General features: G+C 58.2%; 21 protein-coding genes and 1 tRNA gene. 6 read left to right on the top strand and 16 right to left on the bottom strand.

Annotation, left to right across the window (positions count from 1 at the left end):
* Positions 1-88: 88 nt before the first annotated feature.
* From rpoB to I8E17_RS05490, 14 genes are all read right to left on the bottom strand, one after another.
* The gene (rpoB, locus tag I8E17_RS05555) at positions 89-4,231 is read right to left on the bottom strand and encodes a DNA-directed RNA polymerase subunit beta (protein WP_069614845.1); all 4,143 of its coding nucleotides are present in this window, start codon (positions 4,229-4,231) and stop codon (positions 89-91) included.
* A 263-nt stretch (positions 4,232-4,494) separates the two neighbouring features.
* Positions 4,495-4,878: a 50S ribosomal protein L7/L12 gene (gene rplL, locus I8E17_RS05550; RefSeq protein WP_069614844.1), complete on the bottom strand. Its 384-nt coding sequence runs from the start codon at positions 4,876-4,878 to the stop codon at positions 4,495-4,497.
* Between the two features lie 58 nt (positions 4,879-4,936).
* On the bottom strand, positions 4,937-5,455 hold the full coding sequence (gene rplJ, locus I8E17_RS05545) for a 50S ribosomal protein L10 (protein ID WP_047637052.1): 519 nt from the start codon (positions 5,453-5,455) through the stop codon (positions 4,937-4,939).
* A gap of 329 nt (positions 5,456-5,784) precedes the next feature.
* Positions 5,785-6,483: a 50S ribosomal protein L1 gene (rplA, locus tag I8E17_RS05540; protein WP_069614843.1), complete on the bottom strand. Its 699-nt coding sequence runs from the start codon at positions 6,481-6,483 to the stop codon at positions 5,785-5,787.
* Positions 6,484-6,487: 4 nt separating this feature from the next.
* Positions 6,488-6,919: a 50S ribosomal protein L11 gene (gene rplK / locus I8E17_RS05535; protein WP_069614842.1), complete on the bottom strand. Its 432-nt coding sequence runs from the start codon at positions 6,917-6,919 to the stop codon at positions 6,488-6,490.
* 213 nt (positions 6,920-7,132) lie between these two features.
* Positions 7,133-7,663 carry a transcription termination/antitermination protein NusG gene (gene nusG / locus I8E17_RS05530; RefSeq protein ID WP_004123460.1) on the bottom strand — a complete coding sequence of 177 codons (531 nt, stop codon included), beginning with the start codon at positions 7,661-7,663 and terminating at the stop codon, positions 7,133-7,135.
* A gap of 18 nt (positions 7,664-7,681) precedes the next feature.
* Complete coding sequence (gene secE / locus I8E17_RS05525) at positions 7,682-7,882, bottom strand: preprotein translocase subunit SecE (protein WP_069614841.1); 201 nt, start codon at positions 7,880-7,882, stop codon at positions 7,682-7,684.
* Positions 7,883-8,077: 195 nt separating this feature from the next.
* Positions 8,078-8,153, bottom strand: a tRNA-Trp gene (locus tag I8E17_RS05520).
* A gap of 208 nt (positions 8,154-8,361) precedes the next feature.
* Complete coding sequence (locus tag I8E17_RS05515) at positions 8,362-9,240, bottom strand: 3-deoxy-manno-octulosonate cytidylyltransferase (RefSeq protein WP_176728038.1); 879 nt, start codon at positions 9,238-9,240, stop codon at positions 8,362-8,364.
* Between the two features lie 5 nt (positions 9,241-9,245).
* Positions 9,246-9,932 (bottom strand): glycosyltransferase, encoded by a 687-nt coding sequence (locus I8E17_RS05510; protein WP_069614840.1) that lies wholly within the window; start codon positions 9,930-9,932, stop codon positions 9,246-9,248.
* A gap of 329 nt (positions 9,933-10,261) precedes the next feature.
* Positions 10,262-11,155: an NAD(P)-dependent oxidoreductase gene (locus I8E17_RS05505; RefSeq protein WP_069614839.1), complete on the bottom strand. Its 894-nt coding sequence runs from the start codon at positions 11,153-11,155 to the stop codon at positions 10,262-10,264.
* A gap of 249 nt (positions 11,156-11,404) precedes the next feature.
* Entirely contained in the window at positions 11,405-11,914 is a 510-nt protein-coding gene (locus I8E17_RS05500; RefSeq protein WP_069614838.1) for an AAA family ATPase, read from the bottom strand.
* Between the two features lie 71 nt (positions 11,915-11,985).
* Positions 11,986-13,161, bottom strand: coding sequence for an elongation factor Tu (gene tuf, locus I8E17_RS05495; protein WP_095434658.1), 1,176 nt, complete (start codon positions 13,159-13,161; stop codon positions 11,986-11,988).
* Between the two features lie 391 nt (positions 13,162-13,552).
* On the bottom strand, positions 13,553-13,981 hold the full coding sequence (locus tag I8E17_RS05490; RefSeq protein WP_069614914.1) for a DUF3597 domain-containing protein: 429 nt from the start codon (positions 13,979-13,981) through the stop codon (positions 13,553-13,555).
* A 466-nt stretch (positions 13,982-14,447) separates the two neighbouring features.
* Here I8E17_RS05490 and I8E17_RS05485 point away from each other — a divergent pair, with 466 nt between their 5' ends.
* Positions 14,448-14,612, top strand: a complete 165-nt coding sequence (locus tag I8E17_RS05485) for a hypothetical protein (RefSeq protein WP_219510937.1) — start codon at positions 14,448-14,450, stop codon at positions 14,610-14,612.
* On the opposite strand, the gene I8E17_RS05480 is transcribed toward I8E17_RS05485, so the two are convergent.
* The gene (locus I8E17_RS05480; protein ID WP_219510939.1) at positions 14,609-15,133 is read right to left on the bottom strand and encodes a phospholipase D family protein; all 525 of its coding nucleotides are present in this window, start codon (positions 15,131-15,133) and stop codon (positions 14,609-14,611) included. The genes I8E17_RS05485 and I8E17_RS05480 overlap by 4 nt on opposite strands.
* A gap of 80 nt (positions 15,134-15,213) precedes the next feature.
* Here I8E17_RS05480 and I8E17_RS05475 point away from each other — a divergent pair, with 80 nt between their 5' ends.
* From I8E17_RS05475 to I8E17_RS05455, 5 genes are read left to right on the top strand one after another with little or no spacing between them, the layout of a single operon-like run.
* Positions 15,214-15,453 (top strand): hypothetical protein, encoded by a 240-nt coding sequence (locus I8E17_RS05475; RefSeq protein ID WP_174174065.1) that lies wholly within the window; start codon positions 15,214-15,216, stop codon positions 15,451-15,453.
* A gap of 54 nt (positions 15,454-15,507) precedes the next feature.
* Positions 15,508-16,011 carry a hypothetical protein gene (locus I8E17_RS05470; protein WP_219510941.1) on the top strand — a complete coding sequence of 168 codons (504 nt, stop codon included), beginning with the start codon at positions 15,508-15,510 and terminating at the stop codon, positions 16,009-16,011.
* 11 nt (positions 16,012-16,022) lie between these two features.
* Positions 16,023-16,760: an SOS response-associated peptidase gene (locus tag I8E17_RS05465; protein WP_113397951.1), complete on the top strand. Its 738-nt coding sequence runs from the start codon at positions 16,023-16,025 to the stop codon at positions 16,758-16,760.
* Positions 16,757-17,053: a hypothetical protein gene (locus I8E17_RS05460; protein ID WP_113397952.1), complete on the top strand. Its 297-nt coding sequence runs from the start codon at positions 16,757-16,759 to the stop codon at positions 17,051-17,053. The genes I8E17_RS05465 and I8E17_RS05460 overlap by 4 nt, the downstream gene beginning before the upstream one ends.
* Position 17,054: 1 nt before the next feature.
* Positions 17,055-17,234, top strand: a complete 180-nt coding sequence (locus I8E17_RS05455; protein ID WP_113397953.1) for a hypothetical protein — start codon at positions 17,055-17,057, stop codon at positions 17,232-17,234.
* Here the strand turns inward: I8E17_RS05455 and I8E17_RS05450 are convergent.
* Positions 17,231-17,581, bottom strand: coding sequence for a DUF1515 family protein (locus tag I8E17_RS05450; protein ID WP_113397954.1), 351 nt, complete (start codon positions 17,579-17,581; stop codon positions 17,231-17,233). The two genes, I8E17_RS05455 and I8E17_RS05450, sit on opposite strands and share 4 nt — an antisense overlap.
* Positions 17,582-17,639: the final 58 nt, after the last annotated feature.

The following is a 17,639-nucleotide window of genomic DNA, read 5'->3' as shown; positions in this document are numbered from 1 at the left end:
GCGGCGCCATGCATCCAAAGGGACGCCAACGGCGCTGCAATATTCCAAGCGGTGCGCGCTGACCGACAGCGCGCACCCTGACAGGCTATTACTCGGCTGCGTCCGGAAGCTGGCTTGCCGTCTGCAGATCGTCGACCTTGGAGTTTTCCAATTCGACGCTGAGGCCCAGCGAGCGCATTTCCTTGACGAGAACGTTGAAGCTTTCCGGAATGCCCGCCTCGAAGGTGTCGTCGCCACGAACGATGGCTTCGTAGACCTTGGTACGGCCGGCGACGTCGTCCGACTTGACCGTGAGCATTTCCTGCAGCGTGTAAGCTGCACCGTAAGCTTCGAGCGCCCAGACTTCCATTTCGCCGAAGCGCTGGCCGCCGAACTGCGCCTTACCGCCCAGCGGCTGCTGGGTGACGAGGGAGTACGGACCGATCGAACGGGCGTGGATCTTGTCGTCGACAAGATGGTTCAGCTTCAGCATATAGATATAGCCAACCGTGACCTGGCGGTCGAACTGCTCGCCGGTACGTCCGTCGTATAGCGTCGACTGGCCGGTTTCCTTGAGACCTGCCATTGCCAGCATCTTGTTGACGTCGACTTCGCCAGCACCGTCGAAGACCGGGGTCGCGATGGACACGCCACGCTTCCACTGATCGGCCAGACGCAGCACCGATGCATCGTCGTACTCGTGAACGTCGTCGCTCTTCGGGCCATCGCCGACGACCAGGTCGATCGTCTTGCGCAGAGGCTCAATGTTGCCGCTTGCCTTGTAGGCTTCGATCAGTTCGCCGATCTGACGACCCATGCCGGCGCAAGCCCAGCCCAGGTGCGTTTCGAGAATCTGACCGACGTTCATGCGCGAGGGCACGCCGAGCGGGTTCAGCACGATATCGACATGCGTACCGTCTTCCAGGAACGGCATGTCCTCGACCGGAACAATGCGCGAGACCACGCCCTTGTTCCCGTGACGGCCTGCCATCTTGTCGCCCGGCTGGATCTTGCGCTTCACGGCAACGAAGACCTTGACCATCTTCATGACGCCCGGAGGCATTTCGTCGCCACGCTGGACCTTTTCGACCTTGTCCATGAAGCGCTGTTCGAGGCGCGACTTGGATTCATCGTACTGGCCACGCAGGGCTTCGAGCTCGCTCTGGACCTTTTCGTCCTCGACGGCGAACATCCACCACTGCGAACGCGGATACTCGGAAACGACGGCGTTCGACAGTTCCGTGCCCTTCTTGAAGCCCTTCGGACCAGCAAGAGCAACCTGACCACGCAGCATCTCGACCAGACGGCCGTAGACGTTACGATCGAGGATTGCCTGTTCGTCGTCACGGTCCTTGGCAAGGCGTTCGATCTCTTCGCGCTCGATCGCCATGGCACGTTCGTCCTTTTCGACGCCGTGACGGTTGAAGACGCGAACTTCGACGACCGTACCGTAGGTGCCGGGTGGCATGCGCATGGAGGTATCGCGAACGTCCGATGCCTTTTCACCGAAGATGGCGCGCAGGAGCTTTTCTTCCGGCGTCATCGGGCTTTCGCCCTTCGGCGTAATCTTGCCGACGAGGATATCACCCGGCTGAACTTCGGCGCCGATGTAAACGATGCCGGCTTCGTCCAGATTCTTCAGAGCTTCTTCCGAAACGTTCGGAATATCGCGGGTGATTTCTTCCGGACCGAGCTTGGTGTCGCGCGCCATCACTTCGAATTCTTCGATGTGAATGGAGGTGAACACGTCGTCGGCAACGATACGCTCGGAGAGCAGGATCGAGTCTTCGTAGTTGTAGCCGTTCCACGGCATGAACGCGACGAGCACGTTGCGGCCGAGGGCCAGATCACCGAGGTCGGTCGACGGACCGTCTGCCAGGATGTCACCCTTGTTGACCACGTCACCGACTGTCACCAGCGGGCGCTGGTTGACGCAGGTGTTCTGGTTCGAACGCTGGAACTTCATCAGGCGGTAGATATCGACGCCGGACTTCGACGGATCGAGGTCTTCGGTGGCGCGGATAACGATACGCGTTGCGTCGACCTGGTCGACCACGCCGCCGCGGCGGGCGCCGATAGCAGCACCGGAGTCACGCGCGACGACCGGCTCCATGCCGGTACCGACGAACGGGGCTTCGGCACGCAGAAGCGGCACGGCCTGACGCTGCATGTTCGACCCCATGAGAGCGCGGTTGGCGTCGTCGTTTTCCAGGAACGGGATCAGAGCGGCGGCGACCGAAACCAGCTGCTTCGGCGAGACGTCCATCAGGTTGATGTTGTCGCGCGGAGCGAGCATGACTTCGCCGGCATGGCGGCAAACGACGAATTCCTCGATGAAGGAGCCGTCGGCGTCGAGCTCGGCGTTGGCCTGAGCAACATAGTACTTCGCCTCTTCCATGGCGGAGAGGTAGAGCACGTCGTTGGTCACCTTACCGTCGATGATGCGGCGATAAGGGCTTTCGATGAAGCCGTACTTGTTGACGCGGGCAAAGGTTGCCAGCGAGTTGATGAGGCCGATGTTCGGACCTTCCGGCGTTTCGATCGGGCAAATACGACCGTAGTGCGTCGGATGAACGTCGCGGACTTCGAAGCCTGCACGCTCGCGGGTCAGACCGCCCGGGCCAAGAGCCGAAAGACGGCGCTTGTGGGTGATTTCCGAAAGCGGGTTCACCTGGTCCATGAACTGCGACAGCTGCGAGGAGCCGAAGAATTCGCGGACAGCGGCGGCAGCCGGCTTTGCGTTGATCAGATCCTGCGGCATGACCGTGTCGATTTCGATCGAGGACATGCGTTCCTTGATCGCACGCTCCATGCGCAGCAGACCCAGACGATACTGGTTCTCCATCAGCTCGCCGACCGAACGGACGCGGCGGTTGCCGAGGTTGTCGATATCGTCGATCTCGCCCTTGCCGTCGCGCAGCTCGACGAGCATCTTGACCACGGCCAGGATGTCGTCCTTGCGCAGGATACGGACGGTGTCTTCGACGTCGAGGTCGAGGCGCATGTTCATCTTCACGCGCCCGACGGCGGAGAGATCGTAGCGCTCCGCATCGAAGAACAGCGAGTTGAACATGGCTTCGGCCGATTCCATGGTCGGCGGCTCACCCGGACGCATGACGCGATAGATGTCGAACAGAGCGTCCTGGCGGTTCTCGTTCTTGTCTGCTGCGAGCGTGTTGCGGATATAGGCGCCGACATTGATGTGGTCGATGCCGAGAACCGGGATCTCGTCGAAGCCGGCGTTCAGGATAACAGGCAGTGTCTTCTCGTCGATTTCGTCGCCGGCTTCGAGATAGATCTCGCCGGTCTGGAAGTTGACGATGTCTTCCGCCAGGAAGAGGCCGTAAAGCTCTTCGTCGGTCGCCTTAAGGGCCTTCAGACCCTTGTCCTGCAGCTGACGCAGAAGGCGCGGCGTGAGCTTCTTGCCGCCTTCGACAACGACTTCGCCGGTGTCGGCGTCGATCATGTCGGAAACGGTCTTGGCGCCCTTCAGGGTTTCCGGCTTGAAGGGAATGCGCCAGCCATCGCCGTCGCGCTGATAGAGCGACTTTGTGTAGAAGGTCGACAGGATGTCTTCGCCATCCATGCCGAGCGCCATCAGCAGCGAGGTCACCGGAATCTTGCGGCGGCGGTCGATACGGGCGTAGACGATGTCCTTGGCGTCGAATTCGATATCCAGCCAGGAACCGCGATACGGGATGACGCGGGCGGCAAAGAGCAGCTTGCCGGAAGAATGGCTCTTGCCCTTGTCGTGATCGAAGAAGACGCCCGGCGAACGGTGCATCTGCGACACGATCACGCGCTCGGTGCCGTTCACGATGAACGTACCGTTGTTCGTCATGAGCGGCATGTCGCCCATGTAGACACTCTGTTCCTTGATGTCCTTGATGGACTTCGCGCCCGTATCCTCGTCGATATCGAACACGATCAGACGGAGGGTCACCTTCAGCGGCGCGGCGTAGGTCAGGTCGCGCTGGCGGCACTCATCGACGTCGAACTTCGGCGGTTCGAACTCATAGGAAACGAACTCCAGCATGGAAGCGCCGGAGAAATCGGTGATCGGGAAAACCGACTTGAAGACAGCCTGAAGACCTTCGTCCGGGCGGCCGCCCTTTGGTTCTTCGACCATGAGAAATTGATCGTAGGACGCCTTTTGAACCTCGATGAGGTTCGGCATCTCTGCGACTTCGGGAATCTTACCAAAAAACTTGCGTACGCGCCTGCGACCGTTGAACGAAAGGGTCTGAGCCATCGTCGCTCCTTTAAAATCCTGCACCCGGGCCTGCAACGGATGGGAATCGCTGGCCAGGCGACCCCATCAATCAATGAGTAGTTCAATCTCGTCTATCTAACCGAAAACCGCTCAGCCGGATTGCGTCGCGGTTCGGTTTGAGACCATCCTCTTGAAGAACCCATTACCCAAAAGCCGTTTTGCCTGCGGCTTTTGGGTAATTCGTTCAGAAAAACGGCAAATGGGAGGTAGCAAAAAGCCACCTCCCAAAAGCAGTTTCAAGCTTACTTAACGTCGACCTTAGCGCCGGCGTCTTCGAGCTTCTTCTTGATGTCAGCAGCTTCAGCCTTGGAAACGCCTTCCTTGACAGCCTTCGGAGCGGCTTCAACGAGGTCCTTGGCTTCCTTGAGGCCGAGGCCGGTGATGCCGCGGACTTCCTTGATGACGTTGATCTTGTTCGCGCCGGCATCAGCGAGGATGACGTCGAACTCGGTCTTTTCTTCTTCAGCAGCTGCAGCAGCGCCGCCAGCACCACCGGCAACGGCAGCAACAGCTACCGGAGCAGCGGCGGAAACGCCCCACTTTTCTTCGAGAAGCTTCGACAGTTCTGCGGCTTCGAGAACGGTCAGCGAGGAGAGGTCTTCAACGATCTTTGCGAGATCAGCCATTTTAGTAGTTCCTTTTGTTCGGTTCGAACTGGTTGGTTATGAACAGCGAAAAACCGCCTTACGCGGCTTCGTCCTTCTTGGCGTAGGCCGAGAACACGCGAGCAAGCTGGCTTGCCGGCGCTGCAACAACACCTGCGATGCGGGTAGCCGGAGTCTGGATCATGCCCAGCAGCTTCGCGCGCAGCTCGTCCAGCGAAGGCAGGGTCGCGAGCGACTTGACACCTTCGGCGTTGAGCGTTGTTGTTCCCATGGCGCCGCCCAGAACAACGATCTTATCGTTGGTCTTGGCGAAATCCACGACGACCTTCGGAGCGGTAATCGGGTCATTGCTGTATGCGATCAGCGTCTGACCGGTGAAGAGATTGGAAATCCCTTCCGCATCCGTGCCCTGAAGAGCAATTTTGGCCAGGCGGTTCTTCGCGACTTTGACGGTGCCGCCAGCAGCGCGCATCTTGGAACGAAAATCGTTCATCTGAGCGACTGTAGCACCAGCATAGTGGGCCACGACAACCGAGCCCGAAGCCTTGAAGACTTCGTTCAGTTCCGTGACGAATTCGCGTTTTTCCGCTCTTTCCACTGCTTTTCTCCAGTTGACAGGACCGGGTTAGCGGGCCTGCCGGGTTGCCTTTTGCCTCCTGGGATCAATGAGATCCCAAGCGACGCTTGAGGATCCTGTCCCCTCGCGCTCGAGCCTGACGGCTCCAAGGCACAAGGCATCCAAGGCTCGAACCGAGTTCATCGAAGCGAAGCTTCTTCAAAATTCGGGTCTTACCCGTCTCATGCAGGCTTTAGTGATTAAGGGATAACCACCTGCAATCTCGGACAGGAATTCCGGATTTCTCCGGAAATCCCGGCCCCGAAAGGCCGAGAATTCTTAAACGCCGGGCACAAAGCCCGGCATAATCATCAGGCGCTCGGCGCCGTAACCGTCGACGGCTCGATCTTGACGCCCGGCCCCATGGTCGAGGAGATCGCTACGCGCTTGACGTAGTTGCCCTTGGCGCCAGCCGGCTTTGCCTTGATGACGGCGTCGGCGAAAGCGCGGATGTTTTCTTCCAGAGCCTTGGCATCGAAGGAAGCCTTGCCGATACCGGCATGGACGATACCAGCCTTCTCGACACGGAACTCGACAGCACCGCCCTTGGAAGCTTCAACAGCACCCTTGACGTCCATCGTGACGGTGCCGACCTTCGGGTTAGGCATCATGCCGCGCGGGCCGAGAACCTTACCGAGACGGCCGACGAGCGGCATCATGTCCGGGGTGGCGATGCAGCGATCGAAATCGATCTTGCCGCCCTGAACGATTTCGACCAGGTCTTCCGCACCGACGACGTCAGCGCCGGCGGCCTTGGCTTCGTCAGCCTTGGCGCCACGAGCGAAGACGGCAACGCGAACCGTACGGCCGGTGCCGTTCGGCAGGTTGACAACGCCGCGAACCATCTGGTCGGCGTGACGCGGATCAACACCGAGGTTCATCGAGATTTCGACGGTTTCGTCGAACTTGGCGACGGCACGTTCCTTGACCATGTTGATGGCCAGATCCAGAGCATAGAGCTTGGTCGGATCAACGCCTTCACGAATCTTCTGAATACGCTTTGCTACCATGGTCTTAACCTACCACTTCCAGGCCCATGGCGCGGGCAGAGCCCTCGATCATGGCCATTGCGCCTTCGATATCGGCGGCGTTCAGATCCTTCATCTTGGCTTCGGCGATCGCCTTGACCTGAGCCTTGGTCAGGGTGCCAGCCTTGGCGCCCTTGCCCGGGGTCTTCGAGCCGGACTGGATCTTCGCTTCCTTCTTCAGGAAGTAGCTGACCGGCGGCTGCTTCATGACGAAGGTGAAGGACTTGTCCTGGTAGTAGGTGATGACGACCGGGATCGGCATACCCTTTTCCATTTCCTGCGTGGCGGCATTGAACGCCTTGCAGAATTCCATGATGTTAATGCCACGCTGACCAAGCGCAGGACCGATCGGTGGCGACGGATTCGCCGAGCCGGCCTTGACCTGCAGCTTGAGCTGGCCTGCAACTTTCTTAGCCATTTCTCTCTGCCTTTCTACATGACCGGTTGCCCGGCCTACTATGCCGGATCGCTCCGGCGGCTGCGGTTGCGTGGTGCGGATCGCCAGGCCCGGCTAAGACCCTACCCTTCCACGCGAATTGCGGCTTGGCCGCGAGACATAAGCAAGCATTTGCTTATATCCAAACTCGAACAAAAGGCCAGCCGCCAGGCCAACCTTTCGTAGAAATCACAATCAGACCTTCTCGACCTGGCTGTATTCCAGTTCGACCGGCGTAGCGCGGCCGAAAATCGACACCTCCACCTTCAGGCGCGAACGCTCTTCGTCCACATCCTGAACTGTGCCATTGAACGATGCGAACGGACCGTCGGATACGCGGACCTGCTCGCCGATCTCGAAGGATACGGAAGCCTTCGGCCGCTCGACGCCTTCCTGGACCTGACCGAGGATGCGCTCGGCTTCATAATCCGGAATCGGAACGGGCTTATTGTCGGAACCGAGGAAGCCAGTGACCTTCGGCGTATTCTTGATCAGGTGGTAAGCTTCATCCGTCAGGTTGGCGCGCACGAGCACGTAACCCGGGAAGAACTTGCGCTCGCTGTCGACCTTGCGGCCGCGACGAACCTCAACAACCTTTTCGGTCGGCACAAGGATCTTCTCGAACAGATGCTCGAGACCCTTCTGCCTAGCCTTCTCCTCGATGGATTCAGCCACCTTCTTTTCAAAATTAGAATAAGCGTGGACGATGTACCAACGTGCCGCCATGTTCATCTCCACCCGATATCAGTTGCCGGTATTCAGCACGTAGCTGAGAATCCAGCCAATGAGCTGGTCGGCAGCAAAGAAAAACAGCGAGGCGAAAACGACCATGACGAGCACCATCACCGTCGAGATCATCGTCTCGCGACGCGAGGGCCAAGTGATTTTCGACGTCTCGGAGCGCACCTGCCGCAGAAACGCTAGTGGATTCGTTTTGGATGCCATTGACTGCCCACGCAATTACGGCGCGTAAAGCTGAACATATCAGCCCCACGCACCGCGTGTCTGTTAAACCCTACATAAACACCGATTCCCGATTTAACAAGAGGCAATACGGTGTTTTCTAAAATTTGCCGACAAACCGGCATGACCCTCAACCCAAGAAGCTGCGAAACGACGCGCCAGTCAAATCAAGGAAAATGGCAGGGGCAGCAGGGCTCGAACCTACGACCTGCGGTTTTGGAGACCGCCGCTCTACCAACTGAGCTATACCCCTTCTTCCTTCGAATATTCGCTCCAGGCGGTGGACCGCCCGAGCAGTTCGAAGACATGGCGCTCCCTTTAAGGCGGGACGAAACGATTGGCAAGAGCGTTTTTTGCTTTTTCCCAATCGAACCCGCAACTTCACACGGGACATGCCCGAGCGGACAGATCTGCGGACAGGCGAAGCTGCGGCAAATGCTGCAGAAAGGATGCCCCTCGCCTCATTGCTCTCCGGGAGAACCTTTCGGCTTGCGCTTGAGAAATTTCGGCTTGAGGCGGCGCATAAAATTGTCAGCGGAGCGAATCACATTGGTCAGGGAGATCAGCTTGTCTATTTCGGCGTCGGTATTTCCCAGCCGCTCCGACAAAACCTCGGCGGCGGCCAAAGCAATCTCGGCCGGAGGCACCTCCGTAAAGCGCTGGGCAAGGCTGATATAGGGGTTCAGTGCGACCCCACCATGGATGGTGATCTTTCCCAGCCGGGCAAACAAGCGCAGGAAGGTCTGCTCGAAACTCCAATCGTGGGCGGACACCACCCTCCACTTCTGACTGCGCCGGGCCGAGAAGCCGGCCAGCACGATCTTGCCGGGCAATTTCAAATCGCTGAGCCAAAGCGCCATGGCAAAGCCGCTCGTGGGCGTCTTGCCCTCCTTATAGAAATCCGAACAGAAGCCTACGAGGTCCAGATGGCCAGTCGGCGCCCCCTGAAAATCGGTGGCAGGATTGAGCTTCTCTTCCGGACCGAGGCGGATATTCATGATGCCGAGGAAATATTCCTTCGGAAAGAATTTGATCACCTCTCCCACTTCGCCGCGATAGACGATGTTGGCGCCACGCGGCTGGCCACGAGAGATCAGCAGCGAATGCCCGTGGAACGGGCGGTCCAGAACCTTGTAGACCTTGTTGAAGAAGACGAAGAGCGCAGTCTCGGGGAATTGAGCCTGCAGGCTTGAGATATCGACCGCATCGCTATTGGCGACCAGGACGATATGGGAAAACCCCATCAATATGGCCCGCCATTCGTCGGTGCTGCTCAAACCAGCCGCGGAACCCGCGGCCGGTATGCCGACCTCAATATTTCCGGTCGTCTTATGATCCAAATCGCTCACTTCTGCTGGACGTGCAGCATGCGGTCGCGCATGGCGAACCATTCTTCGGCGTAGTCGTCGTTACGGTATTCGTCGAAATACGGGCCGCCATCGGTGAAGTGCACGAGCTTGGCATCTTCGCGATAGTCGTATTCGTTGACGAGATAGTTCCAGACCACCGGCACCTCACCGATCTGATCGTCGTTCTCCAGCCACTTGAACTGATGAAGCTGAAGGCCCGTCGCCGTATTGACGAAATCCTTCGTCAACGCCGTGCACTTGGCGTTGTTGAACAGGATCATGCTCGACCAGTTCTTCTTTTCATACTTCGTCTGCGTCTGGCCGAGGAACTTGGTTTCGATCTTTGGCTGGTAGTCGTGTTTGACGCACATGGCGGCATAACGATCGTCACGCAGCGCCCAAAGCTCGGCGATATCGGCGCGGGCGAGCATGTCGCAGTCCATGAAGATGCTCCAGCCCTGGTAATCGCTGAGGTAAGGCACGAGGAAGCGCGAGAAGGAAAATTCTGTCGACTGCAGCGGATTGCGCTCGCGCGTGAAGATGCCCTCGAGATTGTTGAGCACGATCGGCGAGAAGACCACCGGAATAGACGAGCGCTCGATGATGCTCTGGGTCAGGACGTGATAGGCCACGACCTCCTTGGAATCGAACCCGACGAAAATACGTGCAACATTATCCTTCATGATACCTCCGAAACGGCTAAGCGCTTGCAGGCCAGCCGGCTATTATCTTTCGCCGCGACGCAAATCGCACGCTGCTCACCCCCGAGGCCTATCAGCCGGAGGGCGCTGGTTCGAAACAGGCGCGTGGATATACCGAACCATGCGCTGCAATCTCTAGGAGATGCTTCGCGAACGCAACCCTACTTAAATAAACGGCTGTATTTGTCGAGTGTTTGGGGAAGCATTTTTGGTTTTGTTGCGTAACAAATGGAGAGGCACCCTACTCTGGATCAATGCCTTTGCCGGACGCCAACACACAGCGGCCGGCCGATTGCAGGGACTATGTGCCCTCAAACCTTCACATATTTCCGCCAGTCGTGCTCTTCCTTAAAACCCAGGACCTCGCGGATCTTACGGTTGGACAGCAGCCCCTCATATTCGCCGATCTCGCGCGTGAACGGGACCTTCGGAAAGTGCTTGGCGGCGAGCTCGCGCGATGGCGTGTTGGCCGAAACGGTGTCGTTGGCGGCGTTGAACACCTGAAAGCCGAGGCCGTTCTTCTCGATGCAGAGATGCACGATCTGGCCGAGATCGCGGGCGTCGATATAGCTCCAGGCAATGCGCTTGCGGATTTCGCTATTGGCGAAGAACTCGGGGAACCGCTCATATTCATGCGGCTCGATGACGTTGCCGATGCGCAGCGCATAGATATCGATGCCGAAACGCTCGGCGAAAGCCCGAGCCGTCTTCTCGTTTACGACCTTGGACAAACCGTAGGAATCCATCGGATTGACGTCATAATCCTCCTCCAACGGGAACTGATGGAAGTCGCGATGGCCTTCGGCGAAGCAGACGCCATAGGTCGTCTCGCTGGAGGCGATAATGATCTTCTTCACGCCGAGCTTCGCCGCCGCTTCGATGACGTTATAAGTGCTCATCGTGTTGATGCGGAAGGTCTCGTTGTCCGGCTTGATCAGGATGCGCGGGATGGCGGCGAAATGCACGACGGCATCGAAAGGCTGTACGCCCTTGCCCTGATCGAGATCGGGAAAATCACGATGCATGGTCAGGACATTATAAACCTGTCCCGCATCGGTGACATCGGCCTGCAGGTTGGTGACGCCAGGGCTGTTCAGCGGCACGAGATCGACATTGTGGACCTCATAGCCGGCATTGACCAGCCAGGGAACCGTGTGACGTCCAGCCTTGCCGCTGCCGCCAGTGAACAAAATACGTTTCTTCATGAAATCTCCTCCAGATAAAATCGAGCGATACATAGGCCCTTGCGCTCATTTCGCAAGACACGGCTTGGTGAGTGGAGGCTCTTCCGCCAAGATAATCGAATAGAGATGGCCAGCCTGCCAAAGAGGCTAATGGCGACTGGAACCATTACACCGGCGGCAACAGCGATTTCATTGCCGATATCGTGCGCCGCGCCAAGGCCGAATTCGGATCGACGAAAAATATCGCCGACTGGTGATAATATCCTTCGACTAATCGAGCAGGTACTTCAGTACAGTACCCGCGCTCTGCTCGAGGGAGAGATGGCTTGTGTCGAGAATCTCAAGACCAAATGCATGGGCTTCGCGGCGCAGATAAGCGGCCCAATTCATCATGTTCGCATCGGCAAGTTCCGGCTGGCCTCTCTCAGCGGACAAGCGATGTCTCCTCGTTGCATCATCGCAATCGATCAATATGAGGCGATAGTCATCGGCCCTTGTAACCACGGCAGCTTCGACGACGAAGGATGGCCGCATCTGCCCCTCGAAAAGGACGCCCCTGCCCTTCTGCGCTTGCGGCACAAGCCGTTCCAGCCATTCGATGGTCTTGTCGCGCTGCCAGGCCTCGGGCGAACCATGATCTCTGACCATCGCGTCAAGCGACGGTACGCCGATGCTGTCGAAATGATAGACGGCTAACCTTCGCGCGTGGTCCCTGGCTATTGCCTGCGCGATAGCAGTCTTTCCCGAACCGGAGGCGCCGGTCAGAATGATCAAGCTCATGCACCATCTCCCAATGCAAAAAGGCCCCGCTGTTTCCAGCGGGACCTTCTTATAAAGGAATAATCCTGGGATTACTCGACGATGGAGGCAACGATGCCAGCGCCGACGGTACGGCCGCCTTCGCGGATCGCGAAGCGGAGCTTTTCTTCCATCGCGATCGGAACGATCAGCTCGACGTCAACCGTGACGTTGTCGCCCGGCATAACCATTTCCGTGCCTTCCGGAAGCGTCACGATGCCCGTCACGTCAGTCGTACGGAAGTAGAACTGCGGACGGTAGTTCGTGAAGAACGGCGTATGACGGCCGCCTTCTTCCTTCGTCAGGATGTAGGCTTCTGCCTTGAACTTCTTGTGCGGCTTCACAGAGCCCGGCTTGCACAGGATCTGACCACGCTCGACGCCGTCACGGTTAACACCGCGGATCAGCGCGCCGATGTTGTCGCCAGCCTGGCCCTGATCGAGCAGCTTGCGGAACATTTCAACGCCGGTCACCGTCGTCTTCGACGTCGGACGAATGCCGACGATCTCGACTTCTTCACCAACCTTGATCACACCACGCTCGACGCGGCCCGTCACAACCGTACCGCGGCCCGAGATCGAGAACACGTCTTCGATCGGCATCAGGAACGGCTGGTCGATCGGACGCTCAGGCGTCGGGATGTAGGCGTCAACCTGAGCCATCAGCTCGCGGATCGCATCTTCGCCGATCTTCTTGTCCGAATCTTCAAGAGCAGCAAGCGCCGAACCCTTGACGACCGGGATGTCGTCGCCCGGGAAGTCGTAGGACGACAGAAGTTCGCGAACTTCAAGCTCGACGAGCTCGAGAAGTTCAGCGTCGTCAACCTGGTCGACCTTGTTCAGGAACACGACGATCGCCGGAACGCCAACCTGGCGGGCGAGCAGGATGTGCTCGCGCGTCTGCGGCATCGGGCCGTCAGCAGCAGAGCAAACCAGGATCGCGCCGTCCATCTGGGCGGCACCCGTGATCATGTTCTTCACGTAGTCGGCGTGGCCGGGGCAGTCAACGTGCGCATAGTGACGGTTCGGCGTCTCGTATTCAACGTGGGCCGTCGAGATCGTGATGCCACGAGCCTTCTCTTCCGGAGCCGCGTCGATTTGGTCATACGCCTTGAACTCGCCGAAGTACTTCGTGATCGCTGCCGTCAACGACGTCTTGCCGTGGTCAACGTGACCGATCGTCCCGATGTTAACGTGCGGCTTATTGCGCTCAAACTTACTCTTTGCCATTTGAATGCTTCCTGTGAACGTAATGAGTGACCCCGGCGAACCGGTTTAGTGCCGCCGTTTAAGGCTTTCGTTGCGTTTGCGCAAGACTTAATTGCAGGCGCTATTTCCGGCAAAGTCCGGCGGATGGCGTATGATCCGCAGCCCTCGGCATTCCTTCGCCGCGCAAGCTTCGCCGGCCGATCCGGAAAGACAAAAAAGCATTTGCCGGTTCAGGCGCTTAGATAGGGAGGCACGGCTAAGAATTCCAGTGCCGACGGAGGGCGAGGCATTCGTCCCTCGCAAAACGCCCTTCCCGGCAGGAAAGGGCGCAGAACTATCAAACGATCAAGCGTCGCTTGTCACGATGCATCATTCGACGCAGCCGATCGGACACGCCGAAGCTTTGCAGCGATCAATCGAGAAGATCGGCCGGTACCTTGCCGCCATTGTCCGCAAGCTTCTTCAGAAGAGCCTTGTGGAGGAACATGTTCATCTTGGCGGAATCGCCCGTATCGCCGGTATAGCCCAGCTCCTGCGCCAGCTCCTTGCGCTCGGAAAGGCTCGCATCCATGCCGAGTGCCTTCATGAGGTCGACGATCGAATGTTTCCAGTCCAACTTCTGGCCACTTTTCTTGACAGCAGCATCGAGGATCGAAGCGATATCCACCGGCGCGGACGGCGCACTTGTCGCAGGCGACGTTGCCGCCGTCGTCGCTGAAGGAGCTGGCGTCGGCGCAGGCGCCGGATTGTCAGTTGCGGCAGTGGTCGACGGTGCAGGAGCGGCCTCGGCAGCTTTTGCCTCTCCCCAGATTGCACCCTTGATCTTGTCGAAGATACCCATTTTCGCTCTCCCGTTTCGGTTGCCCGAGCAATATGTATCGCTCGCGCGAATATAAGCAACCCTTCATGTCAAATATGCAAAGAGGGCGGCTAATACGCGCCGGCGAGGCACGCCGTGATCAAAGCGACCATCAGGGCGCCGACATGGATAGCAAGCGCAATACCCTCTCCGCGTGGCGAAGAACGAGTAAAGATGCTAACAAATTGAAACTCTTGGAGCGGGTAGCGGGAATCGAACCCGCGTATTCAGCTTGGAAGGCTACCGGAACCTTCAACCTTTTCTATAGCGCCGTGTCACTCTGTTTCTGTGGCGTTCACCTACCGACGAAATCTTGAGACACGTTTTGTTCACGGCGAATGGGCCTTGATTTTCCGCTGATCGGGTCCATCCTGTTGCTATGGTTTACATCCCACCACCAACCTTGCCGCCGGGAGACCCTGACCGGCACCTGAAATGCCAAGAGGCAATGGACGTTGCTTTGCAGGAAGTAGCGCTGGCAGCCATAAAGGCGGGATGGGATCAGCAGGAAGTAGCGACCGCCATGGTCGAGCTTGCCGATGCCCAAGTCCTCGCCATGATCGAGGACGGCGCCTTTGACGAGCAACTGGCTCGCTTTCTCAAAGGTCGCTAATTCATCGCGCCTTCGAAAACTCTCGATACCTTCAGGCGGCTATCCCAATTTGTCGTGAACTGACGCGCGATCTCTCGGCTCTCGGTAAAGGTGACATTCTCCGCATTCCGCTTCTGCGCCGCCACGGTGTAATTGTATGAGCCGCCGATGGTCAGATGGCCGTCGATCACGATGATCTTGTTATGCGCGATCGCCGGCTCGAAATCGATCCAGACCGGAACGCCGGCGGCCTCAAGCAGTGTCGCGCCCGAATATTTCCGCTCGTTTGTTTTATCGAGGATAGCGAGGACTTCGACGCCCCTGCCCGCGGCTCGCTGCAGTGCATGGATGATCGGGAGCGATGTGAAGCCGTAAGCCTGGACGCGGATGGATGATCGAGCTCGGTCGATCGCATCGATGATCTTCGCTTCGCACTGTTCGCCTGGCGTGAAGCAGACCGAGATCTTCGCATCGACCAGCTGGCCAGCATTAGCCGAGCTTGCGAACATCATGGCGGCAATTGTGGCGGCGGCGATTTTCATGCGGTCTCCATAGCACTTTCGGTCGCGCTTGACTCTTCTCCAAAATGAGAACATTTATAGAACAGACAGAGGAAGACGCAATGAGCACCGCTGAGAAATTCATCATCCTGCCGTATCGGAAGAACCGTGGAAACCTTGTGCCGGGCGAGATGCGCCAGGCGTCCAGCGTTCCATCGGCAGAGAAGATTGCGGCCTCAATGGCTTCCCGCTTTGTCGGCGTTGCGGCTTATGCCGTCATGGTCGACGAGGAGACCGGCGATATGTCGTCGCCCCGGCTGCTCGCGAAGCATGGCGAAATCGCCGACCTGAACGCCGCCTGAGATAGACAGAAAACATGAAGAGAAGGCCTGCCGCGCTGCGGCGGGAGCGGAGACGTGCGCAAAGCTGAACCTGCCACTTCCCCACCAAACATGCTCGCAGATCATAAGGGGGAAACGGTCGATTTCATCTGCGAGGATTGCGAGATCCTGAAGCGGCTGAAATCGTCGGCTCTCTTGGAGGAATATGGCAATCAGACGATGCCGTCGCTTCCTGATTTGGTCGCGAAGTCGCTGGGATGCAAGCGCACCGAAAACGCCTTCTACGATCGATGCAAGATGCACTTTCACTTCTCGCCCGAGGAATGGGCGAAGCGGATGGGCTATATCGATCCGAAGGCCAGGAAGAAGGATACCCTCACCTTTTCCGACCTGAGGGAATGGCATAGGCTTTACGCACAGTGCTCGTGCGGGAGGAGGACCGAGGTCGAGCAGATCAAGTTGGAAAAGGTTCTTGGGAAGAGCGCGCCGATTGCCGATGCTAAAAATCTCCTCAGATGCCGCAAGTGCGGCCTCAAAGGTCAAGCGGAGATTATCGTGGTGTCGTTGGCGCGGGGTTAGGGAAAATTCGAATGTGCAATCTTTATAATGTGACGACCAATCAGGAAGCCATCAGGCAGTTCACGAGGGCGATGATCGACAGCATCGGCAACCTTGAGCCGGAGCTTGATCTTTACCCGGACCAGATGGGGCCGATCGTGCGGAACACGCCGGCAGGTCGAGAACTGGCAAAGGTTCGCTGGGGATTGCCTTCGTCTCAAAAGGCGCAATTGGACGCCGCCACGAAGCGAGCCGATAAGCTGCGCGCCAAAGGCAAGGAAATGAACTTCGATGAGCTTCTGAGGATGGAGCCTGACGGCGGAACGACGAACGTCCGCAACACATCGAGCAGACATTGGGCGCGATGGCTGGGTGTGGAAAACCGCTGCGTCGTGCCGTTCACGCGATTTGCGGAACCAGATCCGGCAAGCAAGGTCGAGGGAGGAAGGACGCCAAATGCCTGGTTCGCGGGCAGCGAGGACGAGCCGCTGATGTTCTTCGCCGGCCTATGGGTGCCGCAATGGCGATCCGTGAGGAAGGTGAAGGAGGGAGAGATCACGGTTGACCTCTATGGCTTCCTGACGACGGAGCCGAATGGAATCGTGGGACCGGTCCATCAAAAAGCCATGCCAGCGATCCTGCGAAATCAGGATGAAGTCGAGACCTGGCTTACCGCGCCATGGGAGGAAGCGAAGGCGCTTCAGCGGCCGTTGCCAGATGACGAACTGGTGCTGCTACCAGCCATGAAAACCGCAGGAGAAGAAAAATGACTGACGAAAGAATCGAGAAATTGGAAAGGCGAGTCGCCGAACTCGACGGCCGATGCGTGATGCACGAGCTGCTTATCGCGCAATTGTTGGGCACCGTTGGCTCAAGCACAGGTGACATAAAGGGTTTCGTCGGAAGCGTGCTCGGCAACGTCGCACGCGATCTCAAATCCGCCTCAAAAGCTGCGGGCGCTGCGCAAGAGACACGCTTTTCCTACGCCATGAAGACACTGGAGAACTTCGCGGGGAATATGGCGGGGTCGCTCGGCGGCGTTCCGAAGGGCGATCTGAACTAAGATGCCCGACGAACTCGAAAAGCCGATGGACACCGTCCACGTCAATCACTATTGCGAGCATCCCGGCTGCAAGGCATGGGGCGGATGGGGCTACGATATCGGCAAGGGCGAGACCCGCTGGTACTGCTATGAGCACAAATGGAACGAGTATCCCCGGCCAAAGGACGGCACGACGTTCTAGCGGCCGAGCAAGACGATCGCTATCCGCTTGAGAGCGTCTGCAAACGATACCCCGAGCGCCATGCCCGCGATGCCGATCATGCCCAGCGCCCCTAGCCCCATGAGCTTCCATCGCTTCACGTCATCCGTGACCGGCCGCATCTCGGAAACGTCTTCCTGAACCGCCGCTAGGTTGCCCTCGACCTTGCCGACACGATCAACGAGCTGATCCATGCGCTGGTGCATCGACGCTCTGCTATTGTCCGATTTAATTTCGGACTGCCGAAAGGCATCCCGCAGATTTCGAACTTCTGCCAGGACTTCCCCCATCTGTTGATGAAGGCGCGGATCGCTATCTGTTGGGGACATTTCGGCTCTTTCAGTGCGGGAGGGGGATGGAGAGGAGACCGGCGGCGATCACGCAAAC

The sequence above is a fragment of the Rhizobium sp. AB2/73 genome (assembly GCF_020871915.1).
Lineage (GTDB): Bacteria > Pseudomonadota > Alphaproteobacteria > Rhizobiales > Rhizobiaceae > Rhizobium > Rhizobium dioscoreae.
This window is presented reverse-complemented; position numbering and strand designations above follow the sequence as displayed.

Excerpts from the sequence above, each read along its gene's own strand:
- rpoB (WP_069614845.1), bottom strand. The coding sequence starts at position 4,231 with ATGGCTCAGACCCTTTCGTTCAACGGTCGCAGGCGCGTACGCAAGTTT.
- rplL (WP_069614844.1), bottom strand. The coding sequence starts at position 4,878 with ATGGCTGATCTCGCAAAGATCGTTGAAGACCTCTCCTCGCTGACCGTT.
- rplA (WP_069614843.1), bottom strand. The coding sequence starts at position 6,483 with ATGGTAGCAAAGCGTATTCAGAAGATTCGTGAAGGCGTTGATCCGACC.
- rplK (WP_069614842.1), bottom strand. The coding sequence starts at position 6,919 with ATGGCTAAGAAAGTTGCAGGCCAGCTCAAGCTGCAGGTCAAGGCCGGC.
- nusG (WP_004123460.1), bottom strand. The coding sequence starts at position 7,663 with ATGGCGGCACGTTGGTACATCGTCCACGCTTATTCTAATTTTGAAAAG.
- secE (WP_069614841.1), bottom strand. The coding sequence starts at position 7,882 with ATGGCATCCAAAACGAATCCACTAGCGTTTCTGCGGCAGGTGCGCTCC.
- I8E17_RS05510 (WP_069614840.1), bottom strand. The coding sequence starts at position 9,932 with ATGAAGGATAATGTTGCACGTATTTTCGTCGGGTTCGATTCCAAGGAG.
- I8E17_RS05505 (WP_069614839.1), bottom strand. The coding sequence starts at position 11,155 with ATGAAGAAACGTATTTTGTTCACTGGCGGCAGCGGCAAGGCTGGACGT.
- I8E17_RS05500 (WP_069614838.1), bottom strand. The coding sequence starts at position 11,914 with ATGAGCTTGATCATTCTGACCGGCGCCTCCGGTTCGGGAAAGACTGCT.
- tuf (WP_095434658.1), bottom strand. The coding sequence starts at position 13,161 with ATGGCAAAGAGTAAGTTTGAGCGCAATAAGCCGCACGTTAACATCGGG.
- I8E17_RS05490 (WP_069614914.1), bottom strand. The coding sequence starts at position 13,981 with ATGGGTATCTTCGACAAGATCAAGGGTGCAATCTGGGGAGAGGCAAAA.
- I8E17_RS05485 (WP_219510937.1), top strand. The coding sequence starts at position 14,448 with ATGGACGTTGCTTTGCAGGAAGTAGCGCTGGCAGCCATAAAGGCGGGA.
- I8E17_RS05480 (WP_219510939.1), bottom strand. The coding sequence starts at position 15,133 with ATGAAAATCGCCGCCGCCACAATTGCCGCCATGATGTTCGCAAGCTCG.
- I8E17_RS05475 (WP_174174065.1), top strand. The coding sequence starts at position 15,214 with ATGAGCACCGCTGAGAAATTCATCATCCTGCCGTATCGGAAGAACCGT.
- I8E17_RS05465 (WP_113397951.1), top strand. The coding sequence starts at position 16,023 with ATGTGCAATCTTTATAATGTGACGACCAATCAGGAAGCCATCAGGCAG.
- I8E17_RS05460 (WP_113397952.1), top strand. The coding sequence starts at position 16,757 with ATGACTGACGAAAGAATCGAGAAATTGGAAAGGCGAGTCGCCGAACTC.
- I8E17_RS05455 (WP_113397953.1), top strand. The coding sequence starts at position 17,055 with ATGCCCGACGAACTCGAAAAGCCGATGGACACCGTCCACGTCAATCAC.
- I8E17_RS05450 (WP_113397954.1), bottom strand. The coding sequence starts at position 17,581 with ATGTCCCCAACAGATAGCGATCCGCGCCTTCATCAACAGATGGGGGAA.